Origin of the sequence: Streptomyces sp. NPDC004134 (genome assembly GCF_042874195.1) — a bacterium.
Taxonomy (GTDB): Bacteria; Actinomycetota; Actinomycetes; order Streptomycetales; family Streptomycetaceae; genus Streptomyces.
Window position 1 is genome coordinate 40,069 of record NZ_JBIAMS010000023.1, and the last position, 19,164, is coordinate 59,232.

Consider the following 19,164-nt stretch of genomic DNA (forward strand, 5'->3'; position numbering starts at 1 on the left):
CCCGCGGGACTGAATTGGCCGGTTACCGCCGCCCGAATTCCCGTGTCCCGCATATTCCGCTGCCCCCGACGATTTCCGCGGGCACGTCATTGTTACGGCTGATCGCTTCCCGTGTTTACGGCATGTTTCCGGGAACTCACGCGCACGGTTCTGCGCAATTCGTACGCCCCCGCCGAACGCTCCACGTGCACCGTGGCCAGGCTCCGCGCCCGCTCGGCGTCCCCGCGCGCCACGGCGTCGGCGATCGCCCCGTGCTCGTCCCACGCCTCCACCGTCCGGACCGCGGGCGAGGCCCCGTAGAGCCAGGCCACCTTCCGGCGCACCTGCACCAGCAGCGCGGTGAGGTTCCGGCTGCCGGTGGCCTGCGCCAGCGTCTCGTGGAACCACGTGCTCAGCGACGGAAGCTCGGCGACATGCCCGCGCTGCGCCCGCTCCCTGCCCAGCCTCACCAGCCCGTGCAGCACCTTGAGATGGGCCTCCGTGCGCCGCTGCGCCGCGCGGGCGGCGCCCAGCGGCTCCAGCAGCGCGCGTATCTCCAGCACGTCCGCGGCGTCCTGCGCGGTGGGCTCGGCGACGCAGGCGCCTGCGTGCCGCTTCGTGGTGACGAAGCCCTCCGACTCCAGCGTCCGCAGCGCCTCGCGGACGGGCACCCGCGAGACGCCGTACCGGCGCGCGAGGTGCTCCTCGGCGAGCCGGGCGCCCTGGGCGAAGAATCCCGAGACGATGTCGTCGCGGATCGCCGAGCACACCGCCTGTGAAATACCGCCGTTCACCGCGCACACCGCATCATCCACGCCCCTTAGCGCCGCCGGGTGAACAGTATGGCAGCGGTATGCGAATTGCGGCAGGAACGCGAAAGAGCCCGGCGTCACCGCCGGGCTCTTTCCGGTCTGCTACGGGCCGTTCACCGCGGTCCGCGGTAAAAGCCGGCAATCAGCCGGACACGACCCTGACCTCACCGATGCCCAGCTCCCGCACCGGCTCGGCGATCTTCTCCGCGTCGCCGACGAGCACGGTGACGAGCCGGTCCGTGGGGAACGCGCTCAGCACCGCCGCCGTCGCCTCCACCGTGCCGGTGTCGGCGAGCCTGGCGTACTGCCGGGCCTGGTAGTCGTCCGGGAGCTGCTGCTCGACCTGGTCGGCCAGCGTGCCGGCGACGGCAGCGGACGTCTCGTACCGCAGCGGGGCCACGCCGACGAGGAAGTCCGCGGCCGCGTCCCGCTCCGCGTCGGTCAGCCCGTCGGCCAGCGAGCGCAGCACCTGCCAGGTGTCCGCCAGCGCGGGGCCGGTCACGTCGGTCTCCACGGAGCCGCCGATGGCCAGCAGCGCGGCGCCGGTGCCGTCGGCCGGCGAGCGCAGCGACTGGGCGGAGGCGCGGACGCCGTAGGTGTAGCCCTTCTCCTCGCGCAGCACGACGTCCAGGCGCGAGGTGAGGGTGCCGCCCAGGCAGTACGTGCCGAGGATCTGGGCGGGCCAGACCGCGTCGTGCCGGTCGGCGCCGACCCGGCCGACGAGCATCTGCGTCTGCACCGCGCCCGGCCGGTCGACGATGACGACCCGGCCGGTGTCGTCCGCGGCCACCGGCGGCAGCGGGCGGGCCTCGGCGGGGGTGCCGGTCCAGGCGCCGAGGGTGCCGGCCAGCGCGTCGTCGACGTCGGCGCCGGTCAGGTCGCCGACGACCACGACGGTCGCGGTGGCGGGCCGGACGTGGGCGTCGTAGAAGGCCCGTACGGACGCGGCGTCGACGCGCGCGACGGACTCCTCCGTGCCCCAGCGGGGGCGGGAGAGCCGGTCGCCGGCGTCGAACAGCTCCGCGTACAGCGCCATCGCGGCGCGCCGGCCGGGGTTGGCCAGCTCGTGCGGGATCTCGTCCAGCCGGTTGGCGACCAGCCGCTCGATCTCGTCGTCCGGGAAGGCGGGCGCGCGCAGCGCGTCGGCGAGCAGGCCGAGGCCGCGGCGCAGCCGGGAGGCGGGGACCTCCAGCGAGACGCGGACGCCCGGGTGGTCGGCGTGCGCATCGATGGTGGCGCCGGAGCGCTCCAGCTCGGCGGCGAACTCCTCGGCGGTGTGGGTGTCGGTGCCCTCGGAGAAGGCCCGCGCCATGATCATGGCGACGCCGTCGAGACCGGCGGGCTCGGCGTCCAGCGGCGCGGCGAGGCACACCTCGACGGCGACGACCTGCTGTCCCGGCCGGTGGCAGGTGAGCACCGTCAGCCCGTTGGCGAGGGTGGTGCGGTCGGGGGCCGGGAAGGCCCAGGGCCGCGCCTCGCCGCCCTGCGGGCGGGGGTGGAAGGTCATCGTGCTGGTCGTCTCGGCGGTCACGCCTGAACCTCGTCTTCCTCGGCGCCCGCGGCACCGTCGTTCTCGTCGGCGGCGGGGGCGGTGGGCTCGTACACGAGGGCCGCGCGGTTCTCCGGGATGAGCCGCGCCTTGGCGACGGCCTGCACCTCCTCGGCGGTGACGCCGAGGATCCGCTCGACCGCGCCGAGCGCGAGCTTCGGGTCGCCGAAGAGCACGGCGTAGCGGCAGAACTCGTCCGCCCGGCCGCCGACGGTCGCGAGCCGGTCCAGCCACTCGCGCTCCAACTGCGCCTGCGCCCGCTCCATCTCCTCGGGCGTCGGCCCCTGTTCCGCGAACCGCGCCAGCTCCTCGTCGACGGCGGTCTCGATGGCGGGCACCTCGACGCCGCCGGACGCCTTGACGTCCAGCCAGCCGAGCGACGGCGCGCCGGCGAGCCGCAGCATGCCGAACCCGGCCGCGACGGCGAGCCGGTCGCGGCGCACCAGGCGGTTGTAGAGGCGGGACGACTCGCCGCCGCCGAGCACGGTCAGGGCCAGGTCCGCGGCGTCGGCCTCGCGGGTGCCGTCCTCGGGCAGCCGGTACGAGGCCATCAGCGCCCGCGACGGCACCTCTTCGGCGAGCGGCACGCGCTGCGCGCCGCCGAGGGTGTCGGGCAGCGAGCCGTCGCGCGGGGGCTGCTTGCCGTCGTGCGCAGGGATGGAGCCGAAGTACCTCTCCACCCAGGCCAGCGTCTGCGCCGGGTCGATGTCGCCGACGACGGAGAGCACCGCGTTGCCCGGCGCGTAGTACGTGCGGAAGAACTCCTGGCAGTCCGCGAGCGAGGTGGCGTCCAGGTCGGCCATCGAGCCGATCGGCGTGTGGTGGTACGGGTGCCCGTCGGGGTACGTCATCGCGGCGAGCTTCTCGAACGCCGTGCCGTACGGCACGTTGTCGTACCGCTGCCGGCGCTCGTTCTTCACCACGTCGCGCTGGTTGTCCAGGCTCTCCTGGGTGAGCGCGGTGAGCAGCGAGCCCATCCGGTCGGCCTCCAGCCACAGGGCCAGTTCGAGCTGGTGGGCCGGCATGGTCTCGAAGTAGTTGGTGCGCTCGAAGCTGGTGGTGCCGTTGAGCGAGCCGCCGGCGGACTGCACCAGTTCGAAGTGCCCGTTGCCGGAGACCTGCGCGGAGCCCTGGAACATCAGGTGCTCGAAGAGGTGGGCGAGGCCGGTGCGTCCTGCCACCTCGTGGCGCGAGCCCACGTCGTACCAGATGCACACCGAGGCGACGGGCGTGAGATGGTCCTCGGAGAGGATGACCCGCAGCCCGTTGTCCAAGCGGTGTTCTTCCAGTGTCAGTCCGCCTGAGTTGGCCTGCGGGGTGGCCGTCTGACCCATGGGCATGGAGTCCCTTCGATCGCTGCTGTTCGCGGGACACCGGACGTCCGGTGTCGCGCCCCCACTGTATGCCGGGGGCTGTGCGCCGGGTCGTGGTCGGCGATGTCGGCGCGTGGGTCCACAATGGGGGCGCACGCCGACCGCCCGTGAACGAGCCGATGAGGAGCAGCAGCCGAGATGGCCCGCCGCAGAAGCAGTGCCCCGCCGCCAGAGGAGTTCGAAGAGCGGATCCTCGACGTCGACGTCGTGGACGAGATGCAGGGCTCCTTCCTCGAGTACGCGTACTCGGTCATCTACTCCCGCGCGCTCCCCGACGCCCGCGACGGCCTGAAGCCCGTACACCGCCGCATCCTGCACCAGATGAACGAGATGGGCCTGCGCCCAGAGCGGTCGTACGTGAAGTGTGCGCGCGTCGTCGGCGAGGTGATGGGCCGGCTGCACCCGCACGGCGACTCCGCCATCTACGACGCGCTGGTGCGCCTGGCGCAGCCGTTCTCGATGCGGCTGCCGCTGGTCGACGGCCACGGCAACTTCGGCTCCCTCGGCAACGACGACCCGCCCGCGGCCATGCGCTACACCGAGTGCCGCCCCGCGCCCGCCGCGACGCTGATGGTCGAGTCGATCGACGAGGACACCGTCGACTTCGCCCCCAACTACGACGGCAGCGAGCAGGAGCCCCTCGCCCTGCCGTCCGCCTTCCCGAACCTGCTGGTGAACGGCGCCTCGGGGATCGCGGTCGGGATGGCGACCAACATGCCGCCGCACAACCTGGGCGAGGTCATCGCCGCCGCGCGGCACCTGATCCGGCACCCGGGCGCCGACCTGGAGACCCTGATGCGGTACGTGCCGGGGCCCGATCTGCCCACCGGCGGCCGGGTCGTCGGCCTCGACGGCATCCGGGACGCGTACGAGACGGGCCGCGGCAGCTTCAAGATCCGCGCCACCGCGACGGTGGAGCAGGTCTCCGCGCGCCGCAAGGGCATCGTCGTCACCGAGCTGCCCTTCACCGTGGGCCCGGAGAAGATCCGCGCCAAGGTCAAGGACCTCATCGGGGCGAAGCGGCTGCAGGGCATCGCCGACCTGAAGGACCTCACCGACCGCGAGCACGGGCTGCGGCTGGTCTTCGAGATCAAGAACGGCTTCCACCCCGAGGCCGTGCTGGAGCAGTTGTACAAGCTCACGCCGATGGAGGAGACCTTCGGCATCAACAACGTGGCGCTCGTCGACGGCCAGCCGCTCACGCTGGGCCTGAAGGAGCTGCTGGAGGTCTTCCTCGACCACCGCTTCACGGTGGTGCGGCGGCGCAGCGAGTTCCGGCGCACCAAGCGCCGCGACCGGCTGCACCTGGTGGAGGGCCTGCTCGTCGCACTGCTCGACATCGACGAGGTCATCCGCATCATCCGGGCCAGCGAGAACGCCGCGCAGGCCAAGGAGCGGCTGATCCGCCACTTCTCGCTCTCCGAGATCCAGACGCAGTACATCCTGGACACCCCGCTGCGCCGGCTGACGAAGTTCGACCGGCTGGAGCTGGAGGCCGAGCGGGACCGGCTGACGGCGGAGATCGAGGAGCTGACGCGGATCCTGGAGTCGGACGCGGAGCTGCGCAAGCTGGTGTCCGGGGAGCTGTCCTCGGTGGCGAAGAAGTACGGCAGCGAGCGCCGCACGGTGCTGCTGGAGGCCGGCGGGGAGCCGGCCGCGGCGGTGCCGCTGGAGATGTCCGACGACCCGTGCCGGGTGCTGATGTCGTCCACGGGGCTGCTCGCCCGTACCGCCAACGGCGATCCCTTCGGCGAGCCGGCGCCGGCGAAGCGCGTCAAGCACGACGTGATCGTCTCCGCCGTGCCGACGACGTCGCGGGCGCACATCGGGGCGGTGACCTCGGAGGGGCGGCTGCTACGGGTGTCGGTGATCGACCTGCCGGTGCTGCCGGAGACCGCGGCCCGGCCGAGCCTGGCCGGCGGCGCGGCGGTCTCGGAGTTCCTCACGCTTCAGGACGGCGAGAAGGTCGTCTGCCTCACCACGCTCGACGAGTCCTCGCCCGGCCTGGCGCTGGGCACGGAGCAGGGCGTGGTGAAGCGGGTGGTGCCGGACTACCCGGCGAACAAGGAGGAGTTGGAGGTCGTCACGCTCAAGGACGGCGACCGGATCGTCGGCGCGGCGGAGCTGCGCACGGGCGAGGAGGACCTCGTGTTCGTCACCAGCGACGCGCAGTTGCTGCGCTATCCCGCGGGGCAGGTGCGGCCGCAGGGCCGTCCTGCGGGCGGCATGGCGGGGGTGAAGCTGGCCGACGGCGCGAAGGTCGTCGCGTTCCACGTGGTCGACCCGGCGGCCGACGCGGCGGTGCTGACGGTCGCGGGCTCCACGGGGGCGCTGGACGGTGCGTGGGTGCAGACGGCGAAGCTGACGCCGTTCGACCAGTTCCCGCGGAAGGGGCGGGCGACGGGCGGCGTGCGCTGCCAGCGGTTCCTGAAGGGCGAGGACGGCCTGACGTTCGCCTGGGCGGGGCCGGTGCCGGCCCGCGCGGCGGGGCGTACGGGCGGCCCGGTGGAGCTGCCGGAGCCGGACCCGCGCCGGGACGGCTCGGGGACGCCGCTGGCGAAGCAGGTGACGGCGGTGGCGGGGCCGGTGTAGTCCACGGTTCCGTGGTGGGCGGGCGCGGGGCCGGGGCCGGGGCCGGTCTTCGGCGGTATCCCGCGCTTCCCGGCCGTCTTGGGCGGTCTTCTGCGGTCTTCTGCGGTACGGCCCGATCCTCGTGCTGGACCCGGGGCCCGGCGGCTGCAAGCGTGGGGCCATGAGGACTCCGACCGTCACCGACGCCCTGCTCGCCCGCCGGCTGGTCCGCGACGTGCTGCCGCCCACCCCGCTGTGGTCGTACGCCGCACTGGACCGCGGGCCGGCCGCGGCGCTGTTCGTCAAGCACGAGAACACCCAGCCGACAGGCGCGTTCAAGGTACGCGGCGGCCTCACCCTGCTCGCCTCGATGACCGCGGAGGAGCGCGCCCGCGGCATCGTCGGCTACTCCACCGGCAACCACGCCCAGTCGCTCGCCTACGCCGCCGCCCGGCACGGCGCGCCGTGCACGATCGTGATGCCGGAGCGCGCCAACCCCGGCAAGGTGCGCGCCGTCACCGCGCTGGGCGCCGAGCTGATCCAGCACGGCGCGACGTTCGACGAAGCCCGCCCGTACGCCGCGCGGTTGGCCGCCGAGCGGGGCGCCCGGCTGGTCAGCGCCGCGGACGAGCCGGAGATCGTCGCCGGCGTGGCCACCGCGTACCTGGAGCTGTTCGAGCAGGCGCCGGACCTGGACACGGTGATCGTCCCGGTCGGCGGCGGCAGCGGCGCCGCCGCCGCGAGCCTGGTGGCCGCGGCCGTCGCCCCTGGCTGCCGGGTGGTGGCCGTGCAGTCGGCGGCCTCCCCGGCGGCGTACGAGTCCTGGCGCGCCGGCCGCCTCGTCGAACACCCCAACCGCACCCGGGTCGAGGGGCTGGCCACCGGCACCGGCTTCGCGCTGCCGCAGGCGCTGATGCGCGCCGGGCTCGCCGACTTCCTCCTCGTCGACGACGACGCGATCGCCCTCGCCCAGCGCAGCCTGCTGCGCGACGCGCACACGCTGGCGGAGGGCGCGGGCGCCGCGGCGCTCGCGGCGCTGTACACGCACCCGGACTCGTTCACCGGGCAGCGCGTCGCCGTCGTGTGTACGGGAGGGAACGCCCAGGAAGAGGAGATTGCCAGGGTCCTTCACCTGAAGGTGTGAAGGGCCGGGAATGCCCCGTCTGTGATCTTCCCGCGTTGCTCATTCTGGGCAGTCGGCAACCCCGCCGAGCGAGGAGAGCACTCCGGTGAACAACCCCCAGGGGCCCGAGGGGGCCCCGCCAGCCCCGCCCCGCGATCCGTGGTCGGAACGGCCGGACTGGTCCGGCCGTTCCGACTTGTCGCCCTGGCCGGAGGCCCAGCCCTGGCCGGACGTGCAGCCCTGCCCGGACGTACAGCCCTGGCCGGACGCGTCGCCCTGGCCCACCAGGACCGCGCCGACCGACCGGCGCGAGCAGCTCTACGTGCCCGCCGCCCCGGCCCCCGGCTGGGGCTGGGACGGCTGGGAGCCGGAGCCCGCACCCGCCCCGCCGCCGCCTTCCCCGGCCGCGGAGCGCGCCGGCTCCGGTGCGCGGGACGGCGACGGCGACGGCGACGGCGACGGCGACGGCGAAGCGGACGACGCCGTGTACCTCGCCGTCCACGCCACCCCCGAGTTCCAGCGTGTACGCAGCCGTTACCGGCGCTTCGTCGTGCCGGCCGCGCTCGCGTTCCTCGCCTGGTACCTGGCCTACGTCGTCGCCGCCACCGTCGCGCCCGAGCTGATGGGCCGCCGGGTCGCGGGACCGCTGAACGTCGCGCTGCTCGCCGGACTCGGCCAGTTCGCGACGACGTTCCTGCTCACCTGGGCGTACGCCAGGCACGCCCGGCTGCGCCGCGACCCCGCCGCGCTCGACCTGCGCTGGGACATCGCCATGCGGACCCGCCGCCAGGACGGTGCCCCCACCCCCGCCCCCGCGCCGGAGCAGGAGCCGGGCCGGTGACCGGGGAACACCAGAAGCTCGCGCTGCTGCTGTTCTGCGCGTTCGTGACGCTGACGCTGGCCATCACGCTGTGGGCGGGCCGGCGGCGGCGCGGCTCAGCGGAGGAGTTCTACGCCGGCGGCCGGCTCTTCACCCCCATGGAGAACGGTTTCGCCATCTCCGGGGACTACATGTCGGCCGCCTCCTTCCTCGGCATCTCCGGCCTCATCGCGCTCTACGGCTACGACGGGGTGCTGTACTCCGTCGGCTTCCTCGTCGCCTGGCTCGTCGTGCTGCTGCTCGTCGCGGAACTCGTCCGCAACTGCGGCCGGTTCACCCTCGCCGACGTCGTCGCCTCCCGGCTGCGCCGGCCGCGGGTGCGGTTCGCCGTCGGCATCTCGTCGGTCACGGTCTCGGTGCTCTACCTCGTCGCGCAGATGGTCGGCGCGGGCAGCCTGGTGGCGCTGCTGGCCGGCGGCCACACCGGCCCCGGCGCGCGCACCGCGGCGGTCGCGGGCGTCGGTGCGCTGATGGTCACGTACGTCGTGCTCGGCGGGATGCGCGCGACGACCTGGATCCAGATCGTCAAGGCCGTGCTGCTGCTCGCCGGGGCGCTCACCCTCACCGTGCTGGTGCTGCTGCGCTTCCACGGCGACCCCGGCGCGCTGCTGGAGGCCGCGGCCGGGCGCAGCGGCCACGGCTCCGACTTCCTCGCGCCGGGACTGGCTTACGGCGGCGGGCTCGCCGACCGGCTGGACTTCCTCAGCCTCGGCATCGCGCTGGTCCTCGGCACCGCGGGGCTGCCGCACATCCTGGCCCGCTTCTACACCGTGCCGACGGCCACCTCCGCGCGCCGCTCGGTGGTCTGGTCGATCGGGCTGATCGGCGGCTTCTACCTGATGACGATCGTGCTCGGCTTCGGCGCCGCGGCGCTCGTCGGCGGCGACGCGGTGCGCGCGGACGACCCGTCGGGCAACACGGCGGTGCCGCTGCTGGCGCTCGACCTCGGCGGCGGCGCGGCCTCCACCGGCGGAACGGTTCTCTTCGCGGTGGTGGCGGCGGTGGCGTTCGCGACGATCCTGGCGGTGGTCGCGGGGATCACGCTGGCGTCGTCGGCGTCGGTGGCGCACGACCTGTACGCGACGGTGCGCCGCTCCCGCGCGCGCCGCCGCGCGGGCCGTACACCACGGGGCGCGGACGGCGCGTCCGCCGGCGCCGGCGAGGTCGCCGTGGCGCGGGTGGCCGCGGCGGTCACCGGTGCGCTCGCCATCGGCCTCGGGCTGCTGGCCCGGGACCTGAACGTGGCGTTCCTGGTGGGGCTCGCCTTCGCGGTGGCGGCCTCGGCGAACCTGCCGGTGCTGCTCTACGCGCTGTTCTGGCGCGGGTTCACCGCGCGCGGCGCGCTGTGGGCGGTGTACGGCGGGCTCGGCCCCGCGGTGCTGCTGGTGGTCTTCTCGCCGGTGGTCTCGGGCAGCCCCGACGCCCTCTTCCCGAGCGTGGACTTCCACGTCTTCCCGCTGCAGAACCCGGGTCTGGTCTCCGTGCCGCTGGGCTTCTTCGCGGGCTGGCTGGGCACGGTGACGTCCGCGGAGCCCGCCGATCCCGTACGGCACGCGAAGACGGAGGTCCGGGCGCTGACCGGGGCGGGGGCCGCGTAGCGGCGGACCCTTCGGCTACGGGGCCGGCAGCCGGCTGCCGGGGACGCTCCCGGCCACCGGCGCCAGCGCCTCGGGGAGCACGACGGTGAACTCCGCGCCCCCGCCCGGCCGCTCGCCGACCTCCGCGTGGCCGCCGTGCCGCTCCGCGAGCCGCCGCACCAGCGCGAGCCCGAGGCCCCGCTTGCCGTGCGCGGGCGGCTCCTTCGTCGTCCAGCCGTCGGCGAAGACCAGCTCGCGCCGCTCCGCCGGCACACCGGGCCCGGAGTCGGCGACCCGCAGCCGTACGGTCTCGCCGTCCGCCCGCAGGTCGACCTCGACCAGCGGGGCCGGCGAACCCACCGCCGCGTCCAGGGCGTTGTCGACGAGGTTGCCGACGACGGTGACCAGACCGCGCGGGTCGACGGCCCGGTCGGGCAGTTCCCCCGTCAGCACCAGCGGCACGCCCCGCTCCGCGGCGACGGTCGCCTTGCCGACGAGCAGGGCGGCCAGCAGCGGGTCGCGGATCCGGCCGGTGACCTGCTCCGCGGTGGCGCGGTGGCCGCCGGCGGCCTCGGCGATGTACTCGGTGGCCTCCTCGGTCATGCCCAGCTCCAGCAGCCCGAGGAGGGTGTGCAGGTGGTTGGCGTGCTCGTGGTCCTGGGCGCGCAGGGCGTCGATGAGGCCGCGGGTGGAGTCGAGTTCGCGGCCGAGCTGCTCCAGCTCCGTGCGGTCGCGCAGGGTGGCGACGGCACCGCCGTCGGCGGTCGGCATGCGGTTGGCGACGAGCACCCGGCCGTCGCTGACGGTCAGCAGGTCGGAGCCGGCGACCCGGCCGGCGAGCACGTCGGCGGTACGGCCCGGGCGCAGCACGTCGTCGAGGGGCCGGCCGGTGTGCTCGGGGTCGATGCCGAGGAGCCGGGCGGCCTCGTCGTTGACCAGCCGCAGCCGGCCGGCGCCGTCGAGCGCGACGACGCCCTCGCGGATGCCGTGCAGCATCGCCTCGCGCTCGTCGAGGAGCGCGGCTATGTCGGAGAACGCGAGGTCGCGGGTGCGGCGCTGGAGCCGGCGGGAGTGCGCGAAGGCGACGAGCGCGCCGACGGCCAGCGCGCCCCCCGCGTACGCCAGCACGCCGGGGACCGCCGCGATGACCCGGTCGCGTACGCCCTCGTACGGGATGCCGACCGAGACCGCGCCGACGATCCGCCCCTCGCGGTCGTAGAGCGGCACCTTGCCGCGGGCGCTCCGCCCCATGGTGCCGGTGTCGATGCCCATCCACTCCTCGCCGGCGAGCGCGGCGGAGGGGTCGGTGGAGACCCGGTGGCCGACGCGCTCGGGCTGGGTGTGGGACCAGCGCACGCCCCTGTTGTCCAGCACGACGACGTACTCGGCGCCGGTGGCCCTGCGGATCCGCTCGGCGCGGCGCTGCACGGGTCCGTCCGGTTCCGCGGGGGTGGTCAGCAGCGCCTCGGCGAGGCCGGGTTCGACGGCGGTGCTCTGCGCGATGGCCATGGCGCGGCGCATCACCTGCCGGTCCAGCTCGTCGCTGTACGGCGCGAGGAACAGCGCGGCGGCGAGGATGGTGACGCCCGTGGCAAGGGCGAGCTGCATGAGCAGGATCTGGGAGGAGACACGGCGCGGCCAGCCGAGCCGCCGGCCGGAGCCGCGGGGCCGGCCGCGGCGTGCGGTCGATGGTGCGCCCATGAGGGCGAACCGTAACCGACCGGGACGCTACGGGCACTCCCCCGGACGCACATCCCCGCCCGTCACCCCACACCCGCCCCTCGCGAGCCCCGGCCCCCGCATAGCTGCCACGTCACGTGCACCCACGTCACGTACACCCAGGTCGCGCACACCCACGCCCGCGTGCACCCGCCCCCCGCCCTCGCGCGCCCCACCCTCCCCCGCACACCCGCCCTAGGGTAGCCACATACGACTACGCAGAGTAGTCATCCGATGCGGTGGCGGACCGGCGGTGGGCTCAGTGCAGCCTCGGCGGCCCCGCGGCCATCCGCGTCTGCGTCACCGGTGTAACGCCGCAGCTCGCCGGGGTGGCCACCGCAGCGGCGCGCGGCGCCACGGGCACGTCCCAGGCGCGTCCGTCGCGGTGCGCGACGGTCACCAGCCAGCCGTCCCCGCCGTCACTCTCCGCTCGCACGGCGCCCGCACGCACGGCGCCCGCACGTACGACCTCCGTACGCACCACGCTCAGATCGTCCGCCCCGTACGCACCCGCCAGCCGCCGCACCGCCAGCTCCGCCGCCTGCCCCTGCCGCTCCCACGTCGAGCGCCCGCGGCAACCCTCCGGCACGACCAGCCCCGAGGCCAGCGACTCGACGACCTCCTTGACGGCGTGCGGCGTCATGCGGCCGTAGGCGTACCCGTGCGGCAGCAGGAGCAGCGTGGGCGAGAAGCGGTGGCCGCCGATGTGGGTGATCTCCCAGGTCGCGGTGCCCCCCGCGGCGTGCAGGTCGGCCGCGAGCGGGCGGCCGAGCAGCGCGCAGCAGCGGTCGCGCCGCCCGTTGGTGCAGACGAAGACCGGCGGTTCACCGCGGTACGGGCCGGCGCCGAGGGCGGCGTCGAAGCCGACGTGCTCGCCGCGGCCAAGCGCGGCGAAGTCGAGGCCGACGAGGTCCGCGGGGTCGCGGACGTCGGTCGCCCGGATCCAGGTGCCCCCGGGGGCGGTGTGGGCGGCGAGAACGCGGCGGCCGGGCGGGCGGCCGGCCCCGACGGAGCCGCGGACGTCGGCATGCCTGCCCGGGCGGCGGATGAGCGCGACCCGTACGCCGGTGCCCTCCGCACGCTCCTCCAGCGCGCGGCCGATCTCGGGATCGAGGTGGCTCTGGGTCAGCGCCTCTTTCCCCCACGGCCCGGTCTGCTCGACGAGCAGCCAGGTCGCGGCGACGGCCGCGGTCCCGGCGAGCGGTTCGGCCAGCTCTCCGGAGGCGGTCGCGCACGTACTCACGAAGGTGAGCCTAACCGTTCTTCAACGCCCCGTCCCGCGGGGCCCGTCCGTCCCGGTGATCCCCCCGCACCCCGGACGCCCCGCGCGCCCCGGGGGGTTCCGCGGACCCGCCGCCGCCCGCCGCGTACGCCCACACCCCCGCCGTGCCGCTGACGTGGGCGGAAGCGATCGACCCCACCCCGACCGCAAGCAGCTTGCGTTTCTTGCGCTAATCTTGCGTGCATGACTCGACGACTTGCTGAGGTTGCCAAGAAGGTGGGGGTCTCCGAGGCCACCGTCAGCCGCGTGCTGAACGGAAAGCCCGGGGTGTCGGAGGCGACCCGGCAGGCCGTACTGTCGGCCCTCGACGTGCTCGGCTACGAACGGCCCACCCAACTGCGCGGCGAGCGCGCCCGGCTGGTCGGCCTGGTCCTGCCCGAGCTGCAGAACCCGATCTTCCCCGCGCTCGGCGAGGTGGTCGGCGGCGCGCTGGCCCAGCTCGGCCTCACCCCGGTGCTCTGCACCCAGACCAAGAACGGCGTCTCCGAGGCCGCGTACGTCGACCTGCTGCTGCAACAGCAGGTCTCCGGCGTGGTGTTCGCCGGCGGCCAGTACGCGCAGTCCGCCGCGCCGCACGAGCACTACCGCAGGCTGGCCGAGCGGCGCATCCCGGTGGTGCTGATCAACGCCGCCATCGAGGACCTGGGCTTCCCGCGCGTCTCCTGCGACGACGCGGTCGCCGTGGAACAGGCGTGGCGCCACCTGGCGTCTCTCGGGCACCGCCGCATCGGCATGCTGCTGGGCCCCGGGGACCACGTGCCCTCGACCCGCAAGCTCGCGGCCGCAGAGGAGCTGGCGCGGCAGACCGGCCTGGAGCTGCCGGAGTCGCGGGTGGCGCGGGCGCAGTACTCGCTGGAGAGCGGGCAGGCGGCCGCGACGCGGATGCTGGAGGACGGCGTCACGGGCTTCGTGTGCGCCAGCGACCCGCTCGCGCTCGGGGTGATCAGGGCGGTGCGGCGGCGCGGCCTGGACGTGCCGGGGGACGTGTCGGTGGTGGGGTACGACGACTCGGCGTTCATGAACTGCACGTCGCCGCCGCTGACGACGGTGCGGCAGCCGATCGAGTCGATGGGCCGGGCGGCGGTGGAGCTGCTGTCGGCGCAGATCGGCGGCGCCCCGGTGGCGGCGGACGAGCTGCTGTTCGAGCCGGAGTTGGTGGTGCGCGGCTCCACCGGCCCCGCTCGGTGAGGGATCTTCATTTTCCAGTCTTATTCTTGCAACTCCCGCGCGACATATTGCGAAGACCTGTCGACGGTGGTTGAGTGTGCGCGCCACGGCAGCGTGCAGCCGTGGCTTCCCGCTCCTGCCCAGAGGGGTCACCGAGATGAGACAAACCGGGTTCCGCCGTACCAGCGCCGCCCTCGCCGTCAGCGCCGCCCTGGCGCTCGTCGCCGCCTGCGGCACCTCCAGCTCCGACGAGGGCGGCGGGGACGACGCGGCCGATCCGGCCGACGCCGCCGCCCCGCTGGACCCGGAGACCAAGGTCACCCTCACGATCGACTGCATGCCCCCGGCGGCCGAGAAGGCCGAGCTGAAGGAGTGGAAAGAGGACGTAGCGGCGTTCAACGAGGAGTATCCGAACGTCACGATCGAGGGGAAGCAGACCGACCCCTGCCTGGAGCCCCCGCGGTTCACGGCGATGCTCAAGGCCAAGTCCCAGCCGGACGCCTTCTACACGTACTTCACCGACCTGCAGCAGGTGCTGGACAACGACGGCGCCGCCGACATCACCGCGTACGTCAACGAGAAGACGGTCCCGGCGCTCGCGGACATCGACCCGCAGGTCCTCGACGTGCTCAAGCAGGACGGCAAGCTCTACGGGCTGCCGACCAGCAACTACACCATGGGCCTGCTGATCAACCGGAAGCTCTTCGAGGAGGCCGGCCTCGACCCCGACGACCCGCCGACGTCCTGGGACGAGGTCCGTACCGCCGCCAAGGCGATATCCGGCCTCGGCGGCGGCATCAGCGGCTTCGGCGAGTACAGCGCGGGCAACAACGGCGGCTGGCACTTCACCGCCTCGATGTACGGCCTCGGCGGCGACATCGTCTCGGAGGACGGCACCAAGGCCGCGTTCAACGACGACACCGGCCGCGAGTACGCCGAGAACCTCCACGCGATGCGCTGGGAGGACGACAGCATGGGCAAGACCCAGTTGCTCAAGTGGGGCGACCTGCAGAAGCAGATGGCGTCGGGCAAGCTCGGCATGTTCCTCGCCGCGCCCGACGACATCACGTACATGGTCCAGCAACTGGGCGGTGACTACGCCGACTTCGGCATGGGCCCGATGCCCGGCGGCGAGGCGACCCTCTTCGGCGGCAACGACTACCTGATCAAGAAGGGCAGCTCGCCCGACCAGATCAAGGCCGCCATCGCCTGGCTGAACTTCAAGTTCCTCACCCCCGGCAAGGGCCAGTTCGACTGGGCGCGTACGAAGGCCGACGAGCTGCCCGTCGGGCTGCCCCAGCCGGACTTCTGGAAGGGCGGCAGCAAGCAGCAGGACGACGAGCTGCGCGCCGAGCACTCCACCATGCCGGTCGAGAACTTCCAGCCGTTCCGCGACAACCCGGTCCCCGGCCGCGCCGAGCCGCCCAAGGCCCAGGAGATCTACAAGGTCCTCGACACGGTGATGTCGGGCGTGCTCACCAACGAGGACGCCGACCCCGCCGGGCTGCTCGACACCGCCGAGGACCAGGTCAACCAGGTCCTCGCGAACCAGTAGCCATGGCGGCGCCCACCCTCTCCCGGCCGGCCGCCCCCGCCGAGGGGCGGCCCGCCGGCCGGCGGCGCGCGGGCCGCGAGGACTTCGGCCGCGCGCTGCGCCGCAACCTGACCGCGCACGGCTTCCTCATCGGCGCCGTGCTCTGCTTCACGCTCTTCTCCTGGTATCCGATGGTCAGGGAGTTCATCCTGGCCTTCCAGAAGAACGAGGACGGCGAGACCGTCTGGGCGGGCTGGTCGAACCTCAGCTACATCTTCGACGACCCGGCCTTCTGGCAGGCGTGGCGCAACACCTTCGCCTTCACCGGACTCGCGCTGCTCCTCGGCTTCGCCGTGCCGTTCGCGGTCGCGATCGTGCTGAACGAGTTCCGCCACGGCCGCGCGTACCTGCGGGTCCTGGTGTACCTGCCGGTGATGCTGCCGCCGGTCGCCTCCGTGCTGCTCTTCAAGTACTTCTACGACCCGGGCTACGGGCTCTTCAACCGCATCCTGGAGACCTTCGGCCTGCCCGCGCAGGACTGGCTGCAGTCGGGCGACACCGCGATGATCTCCGTCGTCATCGCCGCCACCTGGATGAACATGGGCGCCGCCACGCTGATCTACCTGGCCGCGCTGCAGGGCATCCCGGGCGAGCTGTACGAGGCCGCGGAGCTGGACGGCGCCGGGCTCTTCCGCAAGATCTGGCACGTCACCATCCCGCAGACCCGGCTCATCCTCTCGCTGATGCTGCTGATGCAGATCATCGCCACGATGCAGGTCTTCGTGGAGCCGTTCCTGCTCACCGGCGGCGCCGGCCCGGAGAACTCGACGCTCACCGTCGTCCAGCTCATCTACCAGTACGCCTTCACCTTCAACAACTACGGCAGCGCCGCGGCCCTCGGGGTCGTCCTGATGCTGGTGCTCGCCGTCTTCTCGGCCGCGTTCGTACGCCTCGACCGCGGCAGCGAAGACTGAGCCGGGAGATCCCAGATGGCCGAATCACAAAGGACGCTGATCTCGCCGGCGGTGCTCGCCAGGCCGCGCGGAAAAGCCCTGTACTGGACCGCCTTCGCGCTGGTCATGGTGGTCTTCACGCTGGCGTTCATCGGGCCGCTGTACTGGATGGTGACCAGCGGGCTGAAGTCCTCGCAGGAGTTCGCCCAGACCCCGCCGACGCTGGTGCCCGGCGAGGCGCAGCCGGAGAACTACTCCGAGGCGTGGAGCGTGCTGGACCTGTCCCGACTGCTGCTCAACACGTGCGTGTACGCCTTCGGCGCGCTGGCCTTCCAGCTCGTCTTCGACGTGGCCGCGGCGTACTCCCTGTCCAAGCTCCGCCCCGTGCTGGGCAAGGTCATCCTCGGCGCGATGCTCGCGACGCTGATGATCCCGGCCACGGTGCTCGTCGTACCGCAGTACCTCACGGTACTCGACGTGCCGGTGGTGGACCGCAACCTCATCAACTCGCCGTGGGTGATCTGGCTCCCGTCGGTCACCAACGCCTTCAACATCTTCCTGCTCAAGCGCTTCTTCGACTCCATCCCCCGGGAGCTGATGGACGCCGCCGCCATGGACGGCGCATCGCCGATGCGCACCCTGCGGTCCATCGTCCTGCCGATGTCCCGGCCGATCCTCGGCGTCGTCTCGATCTTCGCGGTCGTCGCCGTGTGGAAGGACTTCCTCTGGCCGATGCTCACCCTGCCCGACCCGTCGAAGCAGACCCTCAACGTCGGCATCTACTCGCTGGGCACGAGCGTGCCGGAGAACCAGCTCATCGCGGCCCTCGCGATCGCCTCGGTGCCCACGTTGGTGATCTTCCTCGTCTTCCAGCGCAACATCATGCACGGCCTGACCGCCGGCAGCCTCAAGGGCTGACGGTAAGGGCCCTCTTCCTGAACCAGTAGGGATTTCCTGTGAGGGATTCAGTGTCGGATACGAGCTGGTGGCGCGACGCCGCCATCTACCAGGTCTACGTACGCAGCTTCGCCGACGGCGACGGCGACGGCACCGGCGACCTCGCCGGCGTCCGCGCCCGGCTGCCGTACCTCGCCGAGCTGGGCGTGGACGCCATCTGGTTCACCCCGTGGTACGTCTCGCCGATGGCCGACGGCGGCTACGACGTCGCCGACTACCGGGCGGTCGACCCGGCGTTCGGCACCCTGGACGAGGCCGAGAAGCTGATCGCCGAGGCCCGCGCCCTCGGCATCCGCACGATCGTCGACGTCGTGCCCAACCACGTCTCCGACGCCCACCCCTGGTTCCGCGCCGCGCTGGCCGCCGGGCCCGGCAGCCCGGAGCGCGAGCTGTTCCACTTCCGTCCGGGCCGCGGTCCGGACGGCGACCTGCCGCCGAACAACTGGCCCTCCCAGTTCAACGGCGAGTGCTGGACCCGGCACGCCGACGGCGACTGGTACCTGCACCTGTTCTCGGAGCGGCAGCCGGACCTCAACTGGGCCCACCCGGCGGTGCGTCGGGAGCACGAGGACGTGCTGCGCTTCTGGTTCGAGCGGGGCGCCGCGGGCGTACGCATCGACTCCGCCGCCCTGCTCGCCAAGGACCCCGAGCTGCCCGACTGGGACGAGGACGACCCGCGCGGCGAGCCCAGCCCGTACGTCGACCGCGACGAGCTGCACGACATCTACCGCTCCTGGCGGGCCATCGCCGACGAGTACGACGGCGTGCTCATCGGGGAGCTGTGGGTGCCGGAGCCGGAGCGCTTCTCCCGCTATCTGCGCCCGGACGAGCTGCACACCGCGTTCAACTTCGACTTCCTGGCCCGCCCCTGGGACGCCGCCGAGCTGCGCGCGTCCATCGACACCACGCTCGAATACCACGCCCCGGTCGGCGCGCCCGCGACCTGGGTGCTGTGCAACCACGACGTGACCCGCACCGTCACCCGCTACGGCCGCGACGACGCCGGTCCCGGCACCGGCTTCGACTTCGCCGCCAAGCGCTTCGGCACCCCGACCGACCCGGTGCGCGGCACCCGCAGGGCGCGCGCCGCGGCGCTGCTCTCGCTCGCCCTGCCCGGCTCCGTCTACCTCTACCAGGGCGAGGAACTGGGCCTGCCGGAGGCGGAGATACCCCGGGACCGGATCGTCGACCCGATGCACTTCCGCTCCGAGGGCCGCGACCCGGGCCGGGACGGCTGCCGGGTGCCGCTGCCGTGGCGTCCCGGCGGACCGGCGTACGGGTTCAGCGACCCGGCGGGCGCGGGCGACGGCGGTACGCCGGCGGACGGCGGCGGCGACGGCGGCACGGGCACCGGCGACGGGCAGGCCGAGCCGTGGCTGCCGCAGCCTGCGGGCTGGGGCACGTACGCCGTGGAGCGCCAGGAGGGCGACCCGCGCTCGATGCTGCGCCTCTACCGCGACGCGCTGCGGCTGCGCCGCGGCGAGCCGGGACTCGGCGACGGGCCGATGCGCTGGCTCGACGCCCCCGCGGGCGTGCTGTCCTTCGCCCGCTCCGACGACTTCGTCTGCGTCGTCAACCTCGCCGCGGAGCCCGCGCCGCTCCCGGCCCACCGAGACGTCCTGATCGGCAGCGGCCCCCTGGACGACGGGCGGCTGCCGCGGGACACGGCGGTCTGGCTGCGCATCTAG

The 19,164-nt window shown here is 73.5% G+C and carries 14 protein-coding genes; 9 read left to right on the forward strand and 5 right to left on the reverse strand.

Translation table 11 applies throughout. The features are described 5' to 3' along the window. Nucleotides 1–92: 92 nt before the first annotated feature. From ACFYVJ_RS25800 to ACFYVJ_RS25810, 3 genes are all read right to left on the reverse strand, one after another. Nucleotides 93–782 carry a GntR family transcriptional regulator gene (locus ACFYVJ_RS25800; RefSeq protein WP_326800397.1) on the reverse strand — a complete coding sequence of 230 codons (690 nt, stop codon included), beginning with the start codon at nt 780–782 and terminating at the stop codon, nt 93–95. A 151-nt stretch (nt 783–933) separates the two neighbouring features. Beyond that, complete coding sequence (locus ACFYVJ_RS25805) at nt 934–2,298, reverse strand: M16 family metallopeptidase (RefSeq protein ID WP_388896057.1); 1,365 nt, start codon at nt 2,296–2,298, stop codon at nt 934–936. Nucleotides 2,299–2,318: 20 nt separating this feature from the next. Then, nucleotides 2,319–3,674 carry a M16 family metallopeptidase gene (locus ACFYVJ_RS25810; protein WP_388895865.1) on the reverse strand — a complete coding sequence of 452 codons (1,356 nt, stop codon included), beginning with the start codon at nt 3,672–3,674 and terminating at the stop codon, nt 2,319–2,321. A gap of 177 nt (nt 3,675–3,851) precedes the next feature. On the opposite strand from ACFYVJ_RS25810, the gene ACFYVJ_RS25815 reads away from it, so the two are divergent. The 4 genes from ACFYVJ_RS25815 (at nt 3,852) to ACFYVJ_RS25830 (ending at nt 9,885) form a co-directional block, all read left to right on the forward strand. Further along, the gene (locus tag ACFYVJ_RS25815) at nt 3,852–6,305 is read left to right on the forward strand and encodes a DNA topoisomerase (ATP-hydrolyzing) subunit A (RefSeq protein ID WP_388895868.1); all 2,454 of its coding nucleotides are present in this window, start codon (nt 3,852–3,854) and stop codon (nt 6,303–6,305) included. A gap of 160 nt (nt 6,306–6,465) precedes the next feature. Continuing rightward, nucleotides 6,466–7,428 carry a threonine/serine dehydratase gene (locus ACFYVJ_RS25820; RefSeq protein WP_388895870.1) on the forward strand — a complete coding sequence of 321 codons (963 nt, stop codon included), beginning with the start codon at nt 6,466–6,468 and terminating at the stop codon, nt 7,426–7,428. Between the two features lie 301 nt (nt 7,429–7,729). After that, nucleotides 7,730–8,248 (forward strand): DUF485 domain-containing protein, encoded by a 519-nt coding sequence (locus ACFYVJ_RS25825; protein ID WP_388896059.1) that lies wholly within the window; start codon nt 7,730–7,732, stop codon nt 8,246–8,248. Continuing rightward, nucleotides 8,245–9,885 carry a cation acetate symporter gene (locus ACFYVJ_RS25830; RefSeq protein WP_388895873.1) on the forward strand — a complete coding sequence of 547 codons (1,641 nt, stop codon included), beginning with the start codon at nt 8,245–8,247 and terminating at the stop codon, nt 9,883–9,885. The genes ACFYVJ_RS25825 and ACFYVJ_RS25830 overlap by 4 nt, the downstream gene beginning before the upstream one ends. Nucleotides 9,886–9,900: 15 nt before the next feature. On the opposite strand, the gene ACFYVJ_RS25835 is transcribed toward ACFYVJ_RS25830, so the two are convergent. Further along, a complete protein-coding gene (locus ACFYVJ_RS25835) occupies nt 9,901–11,565 on the reverse strand; it encodes an ATP-binding protein (protein ID WP_388895876.1) in 1,665 nt (554 codons plus the stop codon). A gap of 277 nt (nt 11,566–11,842) precedes the next feature. Further along, nucleotides 11,843–12,826 (reverse strand): sucrase ferredoxin, encoded by a 984-nt coding sequence (locus ACFYVJ_RS25840; protein ID WP_388895879.1) that lies wholly within the window; start codon nt 12,824–12,826, stop codon nt 11,843–11,845. Nucleotides 12,827–13,048: 222 nt separating this feature from the next. On the opposite strand from ACFYVJ_RS25840, the gene ACFYVJ_RS25845 reads away from it, so the two are divergent. The 5 genes from ACFYVJ_RS25845 (at nt 13,049) to ACFYVJ_RS25865 (ending at nt 19,164) form a co-directional block, all read left to right on the forward strand. Then, nucleotides 13,049–14,053, forward strand: a complete 1,005-nt coding sequence (locus ACFYVJ_RS25845; protein ID WP_388895882.1) for a LacI family DNA-binding transcriptional regulator — start codon at nt 13,049–13,051, stop codon at nt 14,051–14,053. 136 nt (nt 14,054–14,189) lie between these two features. Next, a complete protein-coding gene (locus ACFYVJ_RS25850) occupies nt 14,190–15,587 on the forward strand; it encodes an ABC transporter substrate-binding protein (RefSeq protein ID WP_388895885.1) in 1,398 nt (465 codons plus the stop codon). A 2-nt stretch (nt 15,588–15,589) separates the two neighbouring features. After that, nucleotides 15,590–16,540: a carbohydrate ABC transporter permease gene (locus ACFYVJ_RS25855; protein WP_388895888.1), complete on the forward strand. Its 951-nt coding sequence runs from the start codon at nt 15,590–15,592 to the stop codon at nt 16,538–16,540. 15 nt (nt 16,541–16,555) lie between these two features. After that, the gene (locus ACFYVJ_RS25860; protein ID WP_388895892.1) at nt 16,556–17,437 is read left to right on the forward strand and encodes a carbohydrate ABC transporter permease; all 882 of its coding nucleotides are present in this window, start codon (nt 16,556–16,558) and stop codon (nt 17,435–17,437) included. 50 nt (nt 17,438–17,487) lie between these two features. Continuing rightward, entirely contained in the window at nt 17,488–19,164 is a 1,677-nt protein-coding gene (locus ACFYVJ_RS25865; protein ID WP_388896062.1) for a glycoside hydrolase family 13 protein, read from the forward strand.